Origin of the sequence: Rhizobium sp. 268 (assembly GCF_036571585.1) — a bacterium.
Classification (GTDB): Bacteria; Pseudomonadota; Alphaproteobacteria; order Rhizobiales; family Rhizobiaceae; genus Rhizobium; species Rhizobium redzepovicii.
Genome location: NZ_JAPPSO010000001.1, coordinates 62,217 through 77,490, shown reverse-complemented (window position 1 = coordinate 77,490; position 15,274 = coordinate 62,217). Strand labels below are relative to the sequence as shown.

The 15,274-nt window shown below is 62.3% G+C and carries 17 protein-coding genes; 10 read left to right on the top strand and 7 right to left on the bottom strand.

The features are described 5' to 3' along the window. Nucleotides 1-47: 47 nt before the first annotated feature. Complete coding sequence (locus OS035_RS00445) at nucleotides 48-1,322, bottom strand: multidrug efflux MFS transporter (RefSeq protein WP_097627618.1); 1,275 nt, start codon at nucleotides 1,320-1,322, stop codon at nucleotides 48-50. A 115-nt stretch (nucleotides 1,323-1,437) separates the two neighbouring features. Between OS035_RS00445 and OS035_RS00440 the strand changes: the two genes are divergently transcribed. After that, nucleotides 1,438-1,779: a nuclear transport factor 2 family protein gene (locus OS035_RS00440; protein ID WP_097627620.1), complete on the top strand. Its 342-nt coding sequence runs from the start codon at nucleotides 1,438-1,440 to the stop codon at nucleotides 1,777-1,779. A gap of 97 nt (nucleotides 1,780-1,876) precedes the next feature. On the opposite strand, the gene OS035_RS00435 is transcribed toward OS035_RS00440, so the two are convergent. From OS035_RS00435 to OS035_RS00425, 3 genes are all read right to left on the bottom strand, one after another. Beyond that, nucleotides 1,877-2,608, bottom strand: coding sequence for a sulfite exporter TauE/SafE family protein (locus OS035_RS00435; RefSeq protein WP_012557008.1), 732 nt, complete (start codon nucleotides 2,606-2,608; stop codon nucleotides 1,877-1,879). A 57-nt stretch (nucleotides 2,609-2,665) separates the two neighbouring features. Then, a complete protein-coding gene (locus OS035_RS00430) occupies nucleotides 2,666-3,319 on the bottom strand; it encodes a class I SAM-dependent methyltransferase (RefSeq protein ID WP_097627622.1) in 654 nt (217 codons plus the stop codon). Nucleotides 3,320-3,428: 109 nt separating this feature from the next. Next, complete coding sequence (locus OS035_RS00425) at nucleotides 3,429-3,755, bottom strand: hypothetical protein (protein ID WP_097627765.1); 327 nt, start codon at nucleotides 3,753-3,755, stop codon at nucleotides 3,429-3,431. A gap of 213 nt (nucleotides 3,756-3,968) precedes the next feature. Here OS035_RS00425 and OS035_RS00420 point away from each other — a divergent pair, with 213 nt between their 5' ends. The 3 genes from OS035_RS00420 (at nucleotide 3,969) to OS035_RS00410 (ending at nucleotide 6,309) form a co-directional block, all read left to right on the top strand. Beyond that, entirely contained in the window at nucleotides 3,969-4,571 is a 603-nt protein-coding gene (locus OS035_RS00420) for a superoxide dismutase (protein WP_003569477.1), read from the top strand. 134 nt (nucleotides 4,572-4,705) lie between these two features. After that, nucleotides 4,706-5,398, top strand: a complete 693-nt coding sequence (locus OS035_RS00415; protein WP_097627766.1) for an HAD family hydrolase — start codon at nucleotides 4,706-4,708, stop codon at nucleotides 5,396-5,398. 65 nt (nucleotides 5,399-5,463) lie between these two features. Beyond that, on the top strand, nucleotides 5,464-6,309 hold the full coding sequence (locus OS035_RS00410) for a metallophosphoesterase (protein ID WP_097627624.1): 846 nt from the start codon (nucleotides 5,464-5,466) through the stop codon (nucleotides 6,307-6,309). 196 nt (nucleotides 6,310-6,505) lie between these two features. Here the strand turns inward: OS035_RS00410 and OS035_RS00405 are convergent, their stop codons facing one another. After that, on the bottom strand, nucleotides 6,506-7,198 hold the full coding sequence (locus tag OS035_RS00405) for a helix-turn-helix transcriptional regulator (RefSeq protein WP_097627627.1): 693 nt from the start codon (nucleotides 7,196-7,198) through the stop codon (nucleotides 6,506-6,508). A 130-nt stretch (nucleotides 7,199-7,328) separates the two neighbouring features. Between OS035_RS00405 and OS035_RS00400 the strand changes: the two genes are divergently transcribed. The 3 genes from OS035_RS00400 (at nucleotide 7,329) to OS035_RS00390 (ending at nucleotide 9,599) form a co-directional block, all read left to right on the top strand. Next, complete coding sequence (locus OS035_RS00400) at nucleotides 7,329-7,964, top strand: LysE family translocator (RefSeq protein WP_097627629.1); 636 nt, start codon at nucleotides 7,329-7,331, stop codon at nucleotides 7,962-7,964. Nucleotides 7,965-8,108: 144 nt separating this feature from the next. Next, nucleotides 8,109-8,549 (top strand): c-type cytochrome, encoded by a 441-nt coding sequence (locus OS035_RS00395; protein ID WP_097627767.1) that lies wholly within the window; start codon nucleotides 8,109-8,111, stop codon nucleotides 8,547-8,549. Nucleotides 8,550-8,684: 135 nt separating this feature from the next. Next, nucleotides 8,685-9,599, top strand: a complete 915-nt coding sequence (locus OS035_RS00390) for a cytochrome c (protein ID WP_097627631.1) — start codon at nucleotides 8,685-8,687, stop codon at nucleotides 9,597-9,599. A gap of 12 nt (nucleotides 9,600-9,611) precedes the next feature. Here OS035_RS00390 and OS035_RS00385 read toward each other — a convergent pair whose 3' ends face one another. After that, on the bottom strand, nucleotides 9,612-10,106 hold the full coding sequence (locus OS035_RS00385; protein WP_097627633.1) for a GNAT family N-acetyltransferase: 495 nt from the start codon (nucleotides 10,104-10,106) through the stop codon (nucleotides 9,612-9,614). A 260-nt stretch (nucleotides 10,107-10,366) separates the two neighbouring features. Here OS035_RS00385 and dmeR point away from each other — a divergent pair, with 260 nt between their 5' ends. The 3 genes from dmeR (at nucleotide 10,367) to bla (ending at nucleotide 12,701) form a co-directional block, all read left to right on the top strand. Next, the gene (gene dmeR / locus OS035_RS00380) at nucleotides 10,367-10,639 is read left to right on the top strand and encodes a Ni(II)/Co(II)-sensing transcriptional repressor DmeR (RefSeq protein WP_331813215.1); all 273 of its coding nucleotides are present in this window, start codon (nucleotides 10,367-10,369) and stop codon (nucleotides 10,637-10,639) included. 23 nt (nucleotides 10,640-10,662) lie between these two features. Then, nucleotides 10,663-11,682, top strand: coding sequence for a CDF family Co(II)/Ni(II) efflux transporter DmeF (dmeF, locus tag OS035_RS00375; RefSeq protein WP_097627635.1), 1,020 nt, complete (start codon nucleotides 10,663-10,665; stop codon nucleotides 11,680-11,682). Between the two features lie 128 nt (nucleotides 11,683-11,810). Further along, nucleotides 11,811-12,701, top strand: a complete 891-nt coding sequence (gene bla, locus OS035_RS00370; protein ID WP_097627637.1) for a class A beta-lactamase — start codon at nucleotides 11,811-11,813, stop codon at nucleotides 12,699-12,701. A 222-nt stretch (nucleotides 12,702-12,923) separates the two neighbouring features. On the opposite strand, the gene OS035_RS00365 is transcribed toward bla, so the two are convergent. Continuing rightward, on the bottom strand, nucleotides 12,924-15,263 hold the full coding sequence (locus tag OS035_RS00365) for a glucose/quinate/shikimate family membrane-bound PQQ-dependent dehydrogenase (RefSeq protein WP_097627639.1): 2,340 nt from the start codon (nucleotides 15,261-15,263) through the stop codon (nucleotides 12,924-12,926). Between the last annotated feature and the right edge of the window lie 11 nt (nucleotides 15,264-15,274).

Below are 15,274 nucleotides of genomic sequence, written 5' to 3'. Positions count from 1 at the left end.
GGCTTTCTCAAGACATCATGCTCTAACTCGTTAATTTAGAACAGGATTCAGATTTTTGGCCGATCCGGCCTAAAATCATCCAGTTCTAGGTCCGATGTCTGCGTATCTCTTGGCCGTACCAGCCAGGCATAGGCAGCACCCGCCACAAGCAGCACCGAGGTGCCGAGGAAAACCGCCCGCATGCCGATATGCCCGCCGACGAAGCCGCCGAGGATCGGGCCGGCCACCTGGCCGACATATTGCGAGGAGATGGAAAACCCGAGAATGCCGCCGGCCGCACTGTCCGGCACGCTGTGACGGATGACGGCGGCGATGCAGGGCAGCAGCCCGCCGAGGGCCGCGCCCATCAGGAAACGCAGGATGATCAGCTGCCAGGAGCTGGTGACGAAGGCCTGCGGGATCAGCAGCAGCCCGGCGACGGCGAGCGCCCCTGAGATCACCGGCCAATGACCGATCCTGTCGGCAAGCTTGCCGAGCCATGAGGCCGAAAGAATGCTGCCGAGGGCGGCCGCCGACATGACGATGCCCGAGATCATCGTCACCTCATCGGCGGCCGGCACGATCTGCGCGACATAGACGGTGATGATCGGCTCGATCGACATATTGGCGAACATCAACAGCATGCCAGTCGCCAGCATGGCGATGACAGGCCGTTTGTCGCCGATGGATTTCCAGCCGCCGCTCGCCTTGGCCGCCTGTTTGCGGGCCGGCGATTTTTCCTCTTTGATCAAGAAGGTCGTGGCGAGAAAGGCGAGAAAGATCATCGCCCCGGCGGCGAGAAACGTGCCGCGGATGCCGATCATCGGCGGCAGTGCCCCGCCGATCAGCGGGCCGACGAGATTGCCGGCCATGATGCCGGAGGAGAGGAGGCCGAGCGCCCAGGCCGAGCGGTCTTTCGGCGTCTGCGTCGCCACCAGCACCATCGAGCCGGAGGAATAACCGCCGGCAAGCCCGACAAAGAGGCGCAGCGCCACCAGTTGCCAGACATTGCCGGCCATGCCCATCAGCGAGATCGCCAGCGTCATGCCAAGGCTCGCGCGCACCAGCATCAGCTTGCGCCCGTAAATATCACCGAGCCGCCCCCAGAGCGGCGCGACCAGAGCCGCAGCCAGAAAGGTGGCGCCATAGGCGATGCCAGACCATTGCACGATCGCCGCATGGTCGCTGACGCCGAGTTCCTCGACATAAAGCGGCAGGAAGGGCAGCAGCAGCGTCATCGCCACGATGGTGGTGAAGGAGCCGAGCAGCGAGATTGCCAGGTTGCGCTTCCAGTAGATCGAGCCTGCGCTAACGCTTGCAGCGTCCAATTGCTTATCGGTCATTCCGTGCCTCGGCATCGATCGTTAGGGCGCGATTGCGCCGAAACTGGATCATCTCGGATAAAAGTGCTAGATATACTGATTGCGAGATGCAATCGGTTAATCGGAGGATATTGCCATGAACGATATGCACACGCGGCAGCAGACCGTCCGCGATCTCTACGCCGCCTATCTGGAAGACCGCAAGGATAAAGTCGTCGCCATGCTGACGGAAGATTTCACCTTCTCCAGCCCGCGTGACGACCATATCGACCGGGCGACCTATTTCGAGCGCTGCTGGCCGAAGGAACCGTTCTTCCGCGCCATCCACATCGAATTCCTGGCGGTCGACGGCGACGAGACAGCCGTGCGTTACCGCGCCGAAAAACTCGACGGCGGAAGCTTCGCCAACATGGAGAGTTTGCGCTTCCGTGGCGACAAGATCGCCTCCGTGGAGGTCTATTTCGGCCGAAATCTGTAGTCCGGTCCTAATGCATGTCGCCCGGACGTGTGCAGCGATTTCCCAGGCAAAGCGCGAAGCGCTTTTGCCGCAACGGCATGCATCAAAACAAAGAGCTTTAGAGGAGCCGTATTGCCGATGTCACGATGATGACCATCGAGACAGCCACCATCAGCGCCCGCACCGGCAGGCGCTTGACGAGGATCGCGCCGAAAGGGGCGGCGATAACGCCGCCGATGATCAGGCCGATCGCCGAATTGAGTTCCGACCAGCCGAGCGTGAGGATGAAAGTCAGCGAAATCGTCAGTGTCACCGCAAATTCGGTGAAATTGGTGGAGCCGATCACCCGCTTCAGGTCGTGGCCGCGGCCGACCAGCGTGCTGGTGACGACCGGCCCCCATCCGCCGCCGCCGATCGCATCGAGAACGCCGCCGCAAAAGCCGACGGGCGGCACCGCCCAGTCGCGAACCTCGCGCTTGGCCGGCGGCCGAAAGGCTTTGTAGAAAATCAACAGGCCGATCGCGATCAGATAGGCCGACACGAAGGGCGCGATCACCTTGCCGTCGATATTGGCCAGCAGATAGGCGCCGATCGCGCCGCCGATCATGCCGGCCGGTGCCAGCCGCGCCACCAGACGCCAGTCGACATTGCGGTGATAGGCATGCGAAATGCCGGACGCTGCCGTGGTGAACATCTCAGCCACATGCGTCATGGCGCTGGCATTGGCCGCCGGCACCCCGAAGGCCAGAAGGCTCGTCGTCGACAGCACGCCGAAGGCCATGCCGAGTGCGCCATCGACAATCTGCGCACAGAAGCCCACCACGATGAAGAAGAAGATATCCGATGTCATGCGGTCCCCTCAGACGAACGGTAGCATCAGAATCCGCGATGCGGGAAAATTTTTAATTCAGGCGGAAAGTCCGCGCTGTTTCAGCCGGACGATCTTGAAGAAGCCGTTCGGAAAGACCGGCAGAATCTCGGCAGCGGAAAAATCGCCGCGCCGCTCGGCCCAGGCGAGGATGCGGTGGATGCGGAAAGCGGAGGACCAGCCGATGTGACGCACCAGCGGCGCCACCGCCGCCTCGATCGCGCCCTGCAGGCCGGCGCCGTCGCCGAGCTTGCTGGCCAGGATGATCTCGCCGCCCGGCCGCAGCACCCGGGCACATTCGTCGAGAGCCCGCTCGGGCTCGGGGATCAGCGTGATGACGAAGGGCAGGCAAACCGCATCGAAAGACCGGTCGGCAAAGGCGAGCGCATGCGCATCCATCACCTCGAGCGCGCTGATATGCTGCAGCTTCTCGCGACGCACCTTTTCGCGCGCCCGAGCGATCATGTGTTCGGAAATGTCGATGCCGGTCACCCGGCAGCGGCTGGGATAGTGTCTGAGGGTCAGGCCGGTGCCGACGCCGACTTCCAGAATATCGGTGCCGGCCGCGGCTGCAAGCGCCGCCAGTTTGCGGTGGCCGTCGGCAAGGAGGCCGCGATAGACACGGTCATAAACCGGCGCCCAGCGCTGATAGATTTTCTGCTGATCTTCCGGCCTGCTGCGAAGCTCCGACATACCGCACCTCCCTGACGCCCAGACTTCAACTCCTAAGGGTAGCGTCCGGTTCCCCACGAAATGTGACCGAAGGCACAGATTCGCGGAGACAGCGCGGTGCCGACGCAGCCTATTTTGGCGGCGTGAGGCCAAGCTGTTTGGCGTCCAGTTCGCTACCGATCTCCACGGTTTTCTTCTGCTTGTCGTAGACGCAGATCTGGGCAACAAGCCCCTTGGCGCCTTTCGGCTTGCCCGTCACCAAAGCCAGCCCGTAGCGGCTGGTGCCGAAGGGATCGACGCTGGCGGCAGGTCTTTCGAGCGTGACCGCCGCTTCCTTGCACTTGACCTCGACATCGGCTGCCAGCTGTTTCCAGGCATCGTCCGAAGAGGCATGCACCGTACCGGAAAGCAGCGGAAGTGCTGCCATGGCCAGAAGCGGGATTATATTCCTGTTCATATCGGGTCTCCGTTGCAGTGAATCGCCGGGGAAACGGTTTTCGAGGCGGGCATCCCAGGCGATTTGCACGACTGATTCCAACTCTGCAACTGAGGCAAATTTTCCTTCGACGGATCGTTTTTTGACATTTCGCTGGTTGCCTCTCCCCCGTTCCCCTCCTATGTTCCGCCACACCTGCCGATGACGCAATCTATCGCCAAGAGGAGATCTGACATGGCTTTCGAATTGCCTGAACTTCCCTATGATTACGAAGCGCTTGCTCCCTTCATGTCGAAGGAAACGCTGGAGTTTCACCACGACAAGCACCATAAGGCCTATGTCGACAACGGCAACAAGCTCGCCGCCGAAGCCGGTCTTTCGGATCTGTCGCTCGAAGACGTCGTGAAGAAGTCCTTCGGCACCAATGCCGGCCTCTTCAACAACGCTGCCCAGCACTACAACCACATCCATTTCTGGAAGTGGATGAAGAAGGGCGGCGGCGGCAACAAGCTGCCCGGCAAGCTCGAAGCGGCTTTCGCCTCCGATCTCGGCGGCTACGACAAGTTCAAGGCCGATTTCGCCAACGCCGGCGCCACCCAGTTCGGCTCCGGCTGGGCCTGGGTTTCCGTTAAGAACGGCAAGCTCGAAATCTCCAAGACCCCGAACGGCGAAAACCCGCTCGTCCACGGCGCCACCCCGATCCTTGGCGTCGACGTCTGGGAACACTCGTATTACATCGACTATCGCAACGCCCGCCCAAAATACCTCGAGGCCTTCGTCGATAGCCTGATCAACTGGGATTACGTCCTGGAGCGCTACGAAGAAGCCACGAAGTAAGCGGCACCAGACCCGCCGCGATGGGCGGCAATGTCTCTGCTTTCTAATTCAGCACCCGGCGCCACAAACGTCGGGTGTTTTGTTTTATGCGCCCGTCGCGAAACCTTGAAGTTTTGAGCGCCTAGAGATCGATGATGAAGCAGCTTCCCTTCAAGCCCGAAGCCGTCCTGTTCGACATGGACGGCCTAATTTTCGATACCGAGGCTTTGTATCGGGACGCCGTTATCAAGGCCGCTGAGGAAAACGGGTTTAATATCCCGGTCTCCGTCTATCTGGAAACGGTTGGATTACCCAGCATGTCGGCCAGAGCGCTTCTGGGGATGCATCTTGGCAGCGAATTTCCGATCGAGGACTTGTGGAAACAAGCCTCGGACCGGTTCCAGACGATGGTTGCAACAGCGCTGCGCCTCAAACCGGGGGTCATTGAAATACTGGACTGGCTGGAGGAAATCCAACTTCCGTGGGCCATCGTCACCTCCTCGGACCACGCCACAGTGCTTAGCCATCTGATCGCGGCGAATCTGAAGGATCGCTTTGCGCACATCATTGCCCGTGAAGATTATGCCGCGGCGAAACCTCATCCAGAGCCGTATCTGAAAGCCACAAGCCGGTTAGGGGTGAACCCGAGCCGTTGTGTTGCACTCGAGGATTCTCACAATGGTGTGCTTTCGGCATCTCGTGCCGGTCTGATGACCATAATGGTGCCTGACCTCGTGCAGCCAACGCCGGATACTCAAAATCTATGTGCCTATATCGCACCAGATCTACACGACGTTCTTGCTGTTTTGATCCATAGGCTCCGCACACTCGGAGATTTCGACAGTTGACGCAGTTCGATCATGGTTTAGGACATCGTCACATCCCTGTCACCCGCCGCTCCTAATCACGTTCCATGTCTTCCTCCGCTCTTCCCCTGTTCCGCTTCGGCATCATCGCCGACCCGCAATATGCGGCAATCCCGCCGCATGCGGCCATGGACCGCTATTACGCCAACAGCCTCGCCAAACTCGCCGAGGCGATCGAGCTCTTCAACGGCGAGGAATTGAGCTTCGTCATGACACTCGGCGATGTCATCGACCGCAGCTTCAAAAGCTTCGACGACATCCTGCCGGTCTATGAGAAACTGAGGCACGAAGCGCTCTTCCTGCTCGGCAATCACGACTTCTCGGTCTCCTCGGGCCATCTCTCCGAAATCCCCGCACGCCTCGGCATGCCGTCGCCCTATTACAGCTTCCGCCGCCACGGCTGGCGCTTCGTCGTGCTTGACGGCAACGAGATCAGCACCTTCGCGCCGCCCGAAGGCCATCCGCATCGGGCTTTGGCGACAAAGATGCTGGCGGACCTGCAGGCGAGGGGCGAAAGAAACGCCCATCCGTGGAACGGCGCGCTGAGCGACGAGCAGTTCGCCTGGCTCGGCGATGAGATCGCAAGCGCTGCCGCGGCCGGCGAGAAGGTGATCGTCATGAACCACTATCCGGTCTATCCCGCCGGCGAGCACGACATGTGGGACTGCGACCACATTGTCGCGTTGCTCGCCGCGCACGACAATGTCATCGCCTATTTGAACGGCCATAACCATGCCGGCAGTTACGGCAAGGCCGGCGCCTGCCACTTCGTCAATTTCAAGGGCGTGGTCGATACCGAGAGCGAAAATGCCTTCGCCATTGTCGAACTCCACCCCGACCGCATCGAAATCCGCGGTTTCGGCCGCGAGGAGAGCCGGACGCTGGTTTATTAGGCTGCAAGGGACTTCTTGCAAATCCAAGACCACTCCCCAACCCCTCCCCACAAGGGGAGGGACTAATCTGCGCCACGCTCCCGCCACCAAAACGCGATGCCACATGCGGTATCGTCAGAATTGAAGCGTGACGGGCGCGGCACGGTAGTCCCTCCCCCTTGGGGAGGGGAAAGCAGCAATCTCAAGTCTCACATTTTCACACCGGCCTAGCCTTCTCCGTCCACCCGCTCGTCCACAATTCCCGCAGCCTGTCGCCGTCGCCTTTGAAGAAATCGTTGCTTGCCGCACAGCGCTCCACCCGGTCGCTGCGGAAATTGCGGATGGCCTGGCGCAGTTCGCACCAGGCGACGATATTGGCGGTCTGCGAATAATAGATCAGCGCGATCGGTTGGATCGTCCGCTCGGTGGCGCGGCCAAGTTCGTCGCGGTAGCCGAGCATGAGCTTGCATTCGTCGCGGATCGCCCGGCGCACGATCGCGAGATCGAAGCCTGCCGGCTGCGCGGTCGAGCCCCAGGCGTAAAGCGCCTTCGTGTCCATCGCCTGGCGGAGCGGCGCCGGCACGGCGCCTGATATCTTCCGGTTGACCCGGCGCGCCGCCTGCTTCAGCTCCTCATCGGCGGTGCGTTCGAGCAGCGCCAGCGACAGCACGATCGCCTCCATCTCCTCGATCGAGAACATCAGCGGCGGCAGGTCGAAGCCCGGCCGCATGATGTAGCCGATGCCGCGCCCGCCCTCGATCGGCACCCGCATCGCCTGAAGGGCGGCGATATCGCGATAGATCGAGCGCACCGTCACCTCGAGCGTCTCGGCCATGACAGCCGCCGTCATCGGCTTTCTGGCGAGCCTCAGGATCTGAATGATCTCGAAAAGCCGCGAGGCCTTGCGCATTTTGCCTCTCCCATCCCTTAGGCTCCTGACAATACACTGTCAGTTGGGTTTGCGTATAGAGCCGCCTATCAGATTGAAATCAATCATGGTCTTTCAAAACGGCCCATGCACAGACAAGGCGGTAACTGACATGAACTACCACGAAAACCTCTGGCTCTTCTTCACCCTTCTCTTCGGCATCATCATCGTGCCGGGCATGGACATGCTCTTCGTGCTCGCCAATTCGCTGACCGGCGGCGTCAGGCGAGGGCTCGCGGCGACAGGCGGCATCATGGCCGGCGGCGCCGTACATTCGGCCTATGGCGCGGCCGGCGTCGGTCTGCTCGTCACCATGCTGCCGCAGCTTTTCAACGTTCTGCTCTTTGCCGGCGTCGCCTACATGGTCTGGATCGGCATTTCGCTGATCCGCAGTTCGATCACCGTCGAGGCGGTCGGGCCGGGAACGGCGCGCTCCGGCTGGCGCGCCTTCCGCCAGGGCGCCGTCACCTGTCTCGTCAATCCGAAGGCCTATATATTCATGTTCGCCGTCTATCCGCAGTTCCTCAAGCCGGAATACGGCCCGGTCTGGATGCAGGGCCTGATCATGGGCGCCATGACGGTAGTCACCCAGTTCGCCATCTACGGTACGCTGGCGATGACGGCCGGCCGCAGCCGCGATCTGCTCGTCGCCAATCCTGACGTCACGGCATTCGTCGGCCGTTTCGCCGGGCTGCTCCTGGTTGCGGTCTCCGCTTTCAGCCTCTGGCAGGGTTGGAAAAGCGCCTGAATTGCGAAGGCTTATCACATTGTTTTTATGATGATCCGGCAAAACGTGACTGCCCGGCAGGCATGGATTTTGTCATGCTCCCGGTGCAGATTGGCCATCGGCCGCCTTGGCTCGGGAAAATGCAGAAAAGAAATGGAGAGGAATATGAATTGGAAAGCAGTAGCTGCCGCCGCAGCGATGGCAGGAATAGCCTTCGGTTCGGTGACCGCCGCCGACGGCACGCATGATTCGCGCATTGCCCTGATGAAGCAGATCGGCGGTGCGGCCGGCGCCTTGGGAGCCATCGCCAAGGGCACCAAGCCCTATGATGCCGAAGCGGTAAAAACGGCGCTGACGACGATCGCCGCAACGGCCAAGGTGTTCCCCGATCAGTTCAAGCCGGGCACGGAAACGGGCGACCAAGAAGCGAGCCCGAAAATCTGGGAAAACATGGACGACTTCAAGGCGCGCGCCGCGAAGCTCTCCGCCGATGCCGAAACCGCGCTTGCCCAGCTTCCGGCCGATGCCGCGGCTGTCGGCGCCACGGTCAACACGCTCGGCGCCAGCTGCGGCGGCTGTCATAAGGCCTATCGCATCAAGGAGTGAGCGATAGGCCATTCCCATCCGACACCGATCTGCGCCGCCTTGCCGCCGGCGCGGATCGCCTTATTCTCCGCCCGTGCGGGGCTAGTCGCAGAATCGGTCCCTATAGGAAAATCTCGGAAAAAGGGGAGGCGGGGCATGATCCGCAGGTTCATCCGGTTACTGCTCTGTCTGATCGGCGTCGCCGTGCTGGGCGGAGGCGCCTTCTATCTCGTTACCGCGCCCGATCCGCTGCCGGAAAGCCATTGGGCCGGTCTCGGCGCGCCGGATCCGGCAAACGGCCAGATGGTGTTCTGGGCGGGCGGCTGTGTCAGCTGTCATTCCGCCCCCGGTTCCGAAGGCGATGCCAAGCTGACGCTATCAGGCGGCCTGGCGCTGAAGAGCCCTTTCGGCACCTTCCACGTGCCGAACATTTCGCCCGATGAAAAGGCCGGTATCGGCGGCTGGTCGCTGGCGGAGTTCGGCAATGCGATGAAGCGCGGCGTCGGTCCAGGCGGCGAGCACCTCTACCCATCCTTTCCCTATGCTTCCTATTCCCGCATGAGCGACAAGGACGTCAACGATCTCTTCGCTTTCCTGAAGACGCTGCCGAAGAGCGCAAATGTCGCGCCCCCGCACGAGCTGCCGTTCCCTTACAATATCCGGCTGGCGCTCGGCGGCTGGAAATTTCTCTATTTCAACGATCAGCCGCGTGTTGCGCTCGCCAAGAGCGATGACAAGATCAAGCGCGGCCAATATCTGGTCGAAGGCCCCGGCCATTGCGGCGAATGCCACACACCGAGGGACGCGCTCGGCGGCTTCCAGGCAGGCCAGTGGCTCGCCGGCGCCCCCAATCCGGAAGGCAAGGGCCGCATACCCGATATCACGCCGGCCTCCAAAAGCATCGGCGGCTGGAGCGAGGCCGATATCGCCAGCTATCTCGAAACCGGCTTCACGCCTGATTTCGATAGCGTCGGCGGCTCGATGGTCGATGTGCAGCAGAACATCGCTCATCTTCCGGCCGCCGACCGCGAAGCGATCGCCGGCTATCTGAAGGCGGTGCCGGGACGGTAGGACAGACCTGCCTCAAGCGATCGACTGCATGTAGCGCATGCCGGTGACCGGCCGCGGGGTGAAATCCAGCTGTTCGTAGAAGCGGTGCGCCAGCACGTTTCCGGTGGCGGCGCTGACGGAAAGGTAGCCGCAGCCGGCCTTGCGCGCGGTCTCACGGGCTCGGTCGACGAGCAACTGGCCGGTGCCGTGGCCGCGATGGCCGTCGCGCACGAAGAGATGGTGCAGGTCCATGCCGCGTTTTCCCTCTTGCGCCCTATAGAGCGGCACGAGAATGGCGTAGCCGATCAGCCCGTCGCCGGTTTCGGCGACCAGTGCATGGATCCACGGCAGTGGGCCGAAGAGGTCGCGCTCCAACTGCTCCGGCGTCGTTGCCGCGGCATCGCCGTGATGGGCTGCCAAGAGGGCGATCATCGAATTGAGTTCGGGCAGGTCGCGGGGCTTGGCGGCGCGGATCGTCACCACAGACGGGCGCATCAGTGAAATTTCGCTGTCTTCGATTTCGGTCATGGTCTTCGCGTCCTTTGATAGTCTGCCGTCAGGACGCTGCCGATACAACAAAGCCGCCTGACGGCGGCTTGTTGACAATATGATCTGTCCAGCCGCCCTTTACAGGTACAGCCAAAAATACGAGCGGCTCTGGTGCGAGTTTTTGATCATGGCGCATCAATCGTCGGAAATGCCGTGTTTGTCAAGGCCGATCGCCACGCGTCGGCAATGATCCCGTTTTTGTCTTTGATAGTATACCCCCCTATGCTATATAGGCGCCCATGTCTCACACCACGCTGCATAAAAAGAAACTCATCGCCCGCGTCAGCCGTCTGAAGGGGCAGATGGAGGCCGTCGAGCGGGCGCTGGAGGCCGAGCGCCCCTGCGGCGAAATCCTGCAGCTGCTCGCTTCCGTCCGTGGCGCCCTGACCGGGCTGACCGGTGAGGTGTTGGACGATCATCTGCGCGAACATGTGCTGAATGCCGAGGACGACGCCGCAAGGGCCGAAGCGGTCGAGGAAATATCGGAAGTCTTGCGAACCTATATCCGCTGAGTGCCGTGACGAAGGAGCCTGTAATGAGTACCGGGATCGAGAATGCCGGAGTGAACGCGCTGGAACATGATCATATCTTCCTCGGCGCCGACCATGCGGTGAACGAGCGGCGCATCTGGCTGGTAATCGCGCTGACGGCGGTGATGATGGTGGCGGAAATTGCCGCCGGCACCGCCTATGGCTCGATGGCGCTGGTCGCCGATGGCTGGCACATGTCGACCCATGCCAGTGCGCTTTTGATTTCGGCGCTCGCCTATCTCTTTGCCCGCAAGCAGGCACGCAATCCGCGTTTCACCTTTGGCACCGGCAAGCTCGGGGATCTCGCCGGCTTCGCCAGCGCCATCATCCTTGCGCTGATCGCCTTGCTGATGGCCTGGGAAAGCTGGCTGCGCCTTGCAAATCCGGTGCCGATCGGTTTTGCCCAGGCGATCGCCGTCGCGGTGATCGGCCTTGCTGTCAATCTCGTCAGTGCCTGGCTGCTTGGCGGCGGCCACGCGCATGGGCATCACCACGGTCATCACGCGCATGGTCACCATGCGCGCCATCACGGCGATCATGCCCATCACGGTCATGGTGATCACGTCCACGATCATCACGCCCACGATCATCACGCAAAGCCAGGCGACAACAATATCCGCGCCGCCTATCTGCATGTCATTGCCGATGCCATGACCTCCGTGTTTGCAATCGCGGCGCTGACGCTCGGCAGCCTCTATAGCTGGCTCTGGCTGGACCCGATCATGGGCATCGTCGGCGGCCTTGTCATCGCCAACTGGTCCTGGAGCCTGATGAGATCCTCGGGCGGCGTTCTTCTCGACGTCGTGCCGCACGGCGAGACGTTGCCGGCAGAAATCCGCCATGCGATCGAGACGGAGGAAGACCGGATCACCGATCTGCATGTCTGGCAGGTCGGCCCCGGCCATCACGCCGCCATCGTCGCCGTTGTCACCCCGGCGCCGAGAGAGCCGGCCTTCTACAAGGGCAGGCTTACGGCGCTGACGGAATTGTCGCATGTGACCGTCGAGGTCACGCGCGCGGCGTAATCGCCGCGGCGGACGACAAGGTTGCTCGGCGGCCGAATTACTCGCTCGGCGGCAACAAGGTTGCCGCGGGGACGAGATGCCGCCGCAATCGCGCCTTAGCTCTGTCCTCCTCACCGCCGGAGGATGTCATGGATCTCAGTCTTACCCGCCGCATGCTGATCGGCTCGGCGCTCTGCCTGCCTGTTTTGGGCCTGCCCGCCATTGCCGAGGACAAGGCCGGGGAGGACGACGACAACATCCAGAAGCGTCTTGCGGCCCTGGAAAAACGCACTGGCGGCCGTCTCGGCGTCTCGGTGCTCGACACTGACACGAGCATTTCCTTCAACTATCGCGGCAGCGAGGCCTTTCCGATGTGCAGCACCTTCAAGGCGCTGGCCGCCGGCTTCGTGCTTGCCCGCGCTGACAAGGGCGAGGAGAGCCTCGACCGGCGGGTGACTTACGGCAAGGATAAGCTGGTCGACTATTCGCCGCTCAGCGAAAAACATGCCGGTGCCGACGGCATGACCGTCGCCGAGCTCTGCGAGGCGGCGGTGACGGTCAGCGACAATACGGCCGGCAACCTGCTGCTCGAAAGTTTTGGTGGCCCGGCTGGGCTGACCGACTGGCTGCGTTCGATCGGCGACGGCACCACCCGTCTCGACCGCACCGAACCGACACTGAACGAGGGAAGGAAGGACGATCCGCGCGACACGACGACACCGGATGCGATGCTCGACACGCTCGGCAACCTGACACTTGGCTCGGTCTTGAGCGAATCCTCCGCAGATAGGCTGATCGCCTGGCTGGTGGCCAGCACGACCGGCGGCGAGCGGCTGCGGGCCGGCCTGCCGGCGGAGTGGAAAGTCGGCGACAAGACCGGCACCGGCCCGAACGGCTCCCTCGGCGACATCGCCGTCATCTGGCCCCCCGACCGCGGCCCGATCGTCGCCACCGTCTATATCGCCGAAGCGTCCGTACCGGTGAAGGAGCTCAATCCGGTCTTTGCCGAGGTTGGGCGGATGATTGTGGAGATGGTTTGAGTGCAAATGCAAAGGGCATGATCGACAGCTGTCAGGTTCGCGGGAAAACCCCTCCCCACAAGGGGAGGGGCTACCCCTGGGATGCCCGTCGCATTTTCATTTCTGCCGATGCAGCTTGTGACACCGTATTCTGGTCGCAAGGACCCCACCGCGGGTTAGTCCCTCCCTATGGCGAGGGGTTGGGGAGGGGTCTTGCTTCCGCAAGGAGCCCGCGCTCCTCCATCACGGCAGCGTATAAGCAATCACATAATCACCGGGCTTCGTCCCGACCGAGCCGTGGCCGCCGGCGACCATGACGACATATTGTTTATTGTCGCTTGTCGTATAAGTCATCGGCGTCGCCTGGCCGCCGGCCGGAAGCCGGGCCTGCCAGAGTTCTTGCCCGTTCGTCACGTCATAGGCCCTGAGATAGTTGTCGACCGCAGCACCGAGGAAGGCGACCCCGCCCTTGGTCAGCATCGGTCCGCCGATGCCGGGCACGCCGACTTTGAAAGGCAGGGGCAGCGGCGTCATGTCGTGCACGGTGCCGTTCTTGTGCATATAGGCGATCTTGCCGGTGCGCAGGTCGACGCCGGCGACATAGCCCCATGGCGGCGCCTGGCAGGGGATTTTCAAAAGCCCGAGGAACGGCCCCATGAAGACGCCGTAGGGCGCGCCGTCATTGCGGTTGAGCCCCTGTTCGCTGCCCTTCTCGTCCTGGCCTCTCGGCGGAATGTCGGCGGCCGGCACCAGGCGCGAGGTGAAGGCGAGATAGGTCGGCATGCCGAACATGATCTGCCGCTCGGGATCGACAGCCACGCTACCCCAGTTGAAGGTGCCGAAATTGCCGGGGTAGACGATCGTGCCGACAAGCGATGGCGGCGTGTAGCGGCCCTCGTAGCGGTATCGGTGGAAATCGATGCGGCAGGCAAGCTGGTCGAACAGCGACACGCCCCACATGTCCTTTTCCTTCAGCGGCTCAGGCGAGAAGGTGAGGTCGGAGATCGGCTGCGTCGGCGAGGTGTGATCGCCGGAGACCGCGCCGCCGGGCGCTGCGATTTCCTTGACCGGGATGATCGGCTCGCCGCTGCGCCGGTCGAGCACATAGAGATCGCCCTGCTTGGTCGGGCCGACGAGGGCGGGAACCACCGTACCGTCCGGCTTGGTCAGATCGATCAGCGCCGGCTGGGCCGGTACATCCATATCCCAAAGATCGTGATGCACGGTCTGGCGCACCCAGCGCAGCTGGCCGCTGGCGATGTCGAGCGCGACGATCGAGGAGGAGAATTTCTCGACATTGTCGCTGCGGTTGATGCCGAGCTGGTCGGGCACCTGGTTACCGAGCGGGATGTAGACCATGCCGAGCGCCTCGTCGACGCTGAAGACCGACCAGCTGTTCGGCGAGTTGGTCGTATAGGTCTGGCCTGCCGCCAGCGGCGTTGTCACGTCGGGATTGCCGGAATCCCAGTTCCAGATCAGCGCACCGGTCTTGATGTCGAAGGCGCGGATGACACCGGATTGCTCCTCGGTCGAATAATTGTCGTTCACCGCCCCGCCGACGATGATCTTGCCCGCCACCGCGACCGGCGGCGAGGTGGAATAATAATAGCCGGCCGGATTGTAGCGCATGCCGGTTTCCAGATGCAGTACGCCTTGGTCGGCAAAACCGGTGCAGACCTTGCCGTCCGCGGCATCGAGCGCGATCAGCCGCGCATCGGAGGTCGGCAGGTAGACGCGCTCGGCGCAGGGCTCGCCGGCGGCAACGGCAGGATCGGCATAATAGGTGACGCCACGGCAGGTCTGATGCTGCCGGTCGGGGTTCATGCCGGAGTTGGCGTCATATTTCCATTTCTCCTTGCCGGTTTTGGCGTCGAGAGCGATCGCCCAGTTGTGGGGCGTGCAGAGATAGAGCGTGTCCTTCACCTTGAGCGGCGTCACCTGATAGGTCGTCTCGCCGACATCGTCCGGTCGCTTGACGTCGCCGGTCTGGTATCGCCAGGCCTCCTTGAGGGTGGAGACATTCGCCGTTGTGATCTGGTCGAGCGGCGAATAGCGCTGGCCGAACGGCGTGCGGCCATATTGGTGCCATTCCCCATCCGGCACGTTGCCGCCGAAGGCGGGGTTGGCGGCGACCGCATCCTTCGGCAGTTCGCCGGCAAGATCGTGCGGATCCGTCGTCATCGAATAGAACGCGACGACGATGGCGAGAATGACCGGCAAGGCGAGCGGCCAGGGATTGGCGCCGTAGATGATGCCCGTCGGGCTGCGAAAGCCGAGCGGCCGGCGGATCCACGGCGTCAGCAGCCAGAGCCCGAGTAGGATGATCATGCCGCCACGGGGCCCAAGCTGCCACCAGTCGAAACCCACCTCCCAGATCGCCCAGGCGAGTGCTGCGACGACGAGCACAGCATAGACCCAGAGCGCCACCGCCTTGCGCATCAGAAGCAGACCGGCGGTGATCAGGAACATAAGCCCGGCGAAGAGATAGAAGACGCTGCCGCCGAGCGTGACGAGCCACAGCCCGCCGCCGCCGAGCGTAAGCCCGATGATGATGAAGAGGATGGAGGTGATGACGATCGCCATAAGGGCTGTCT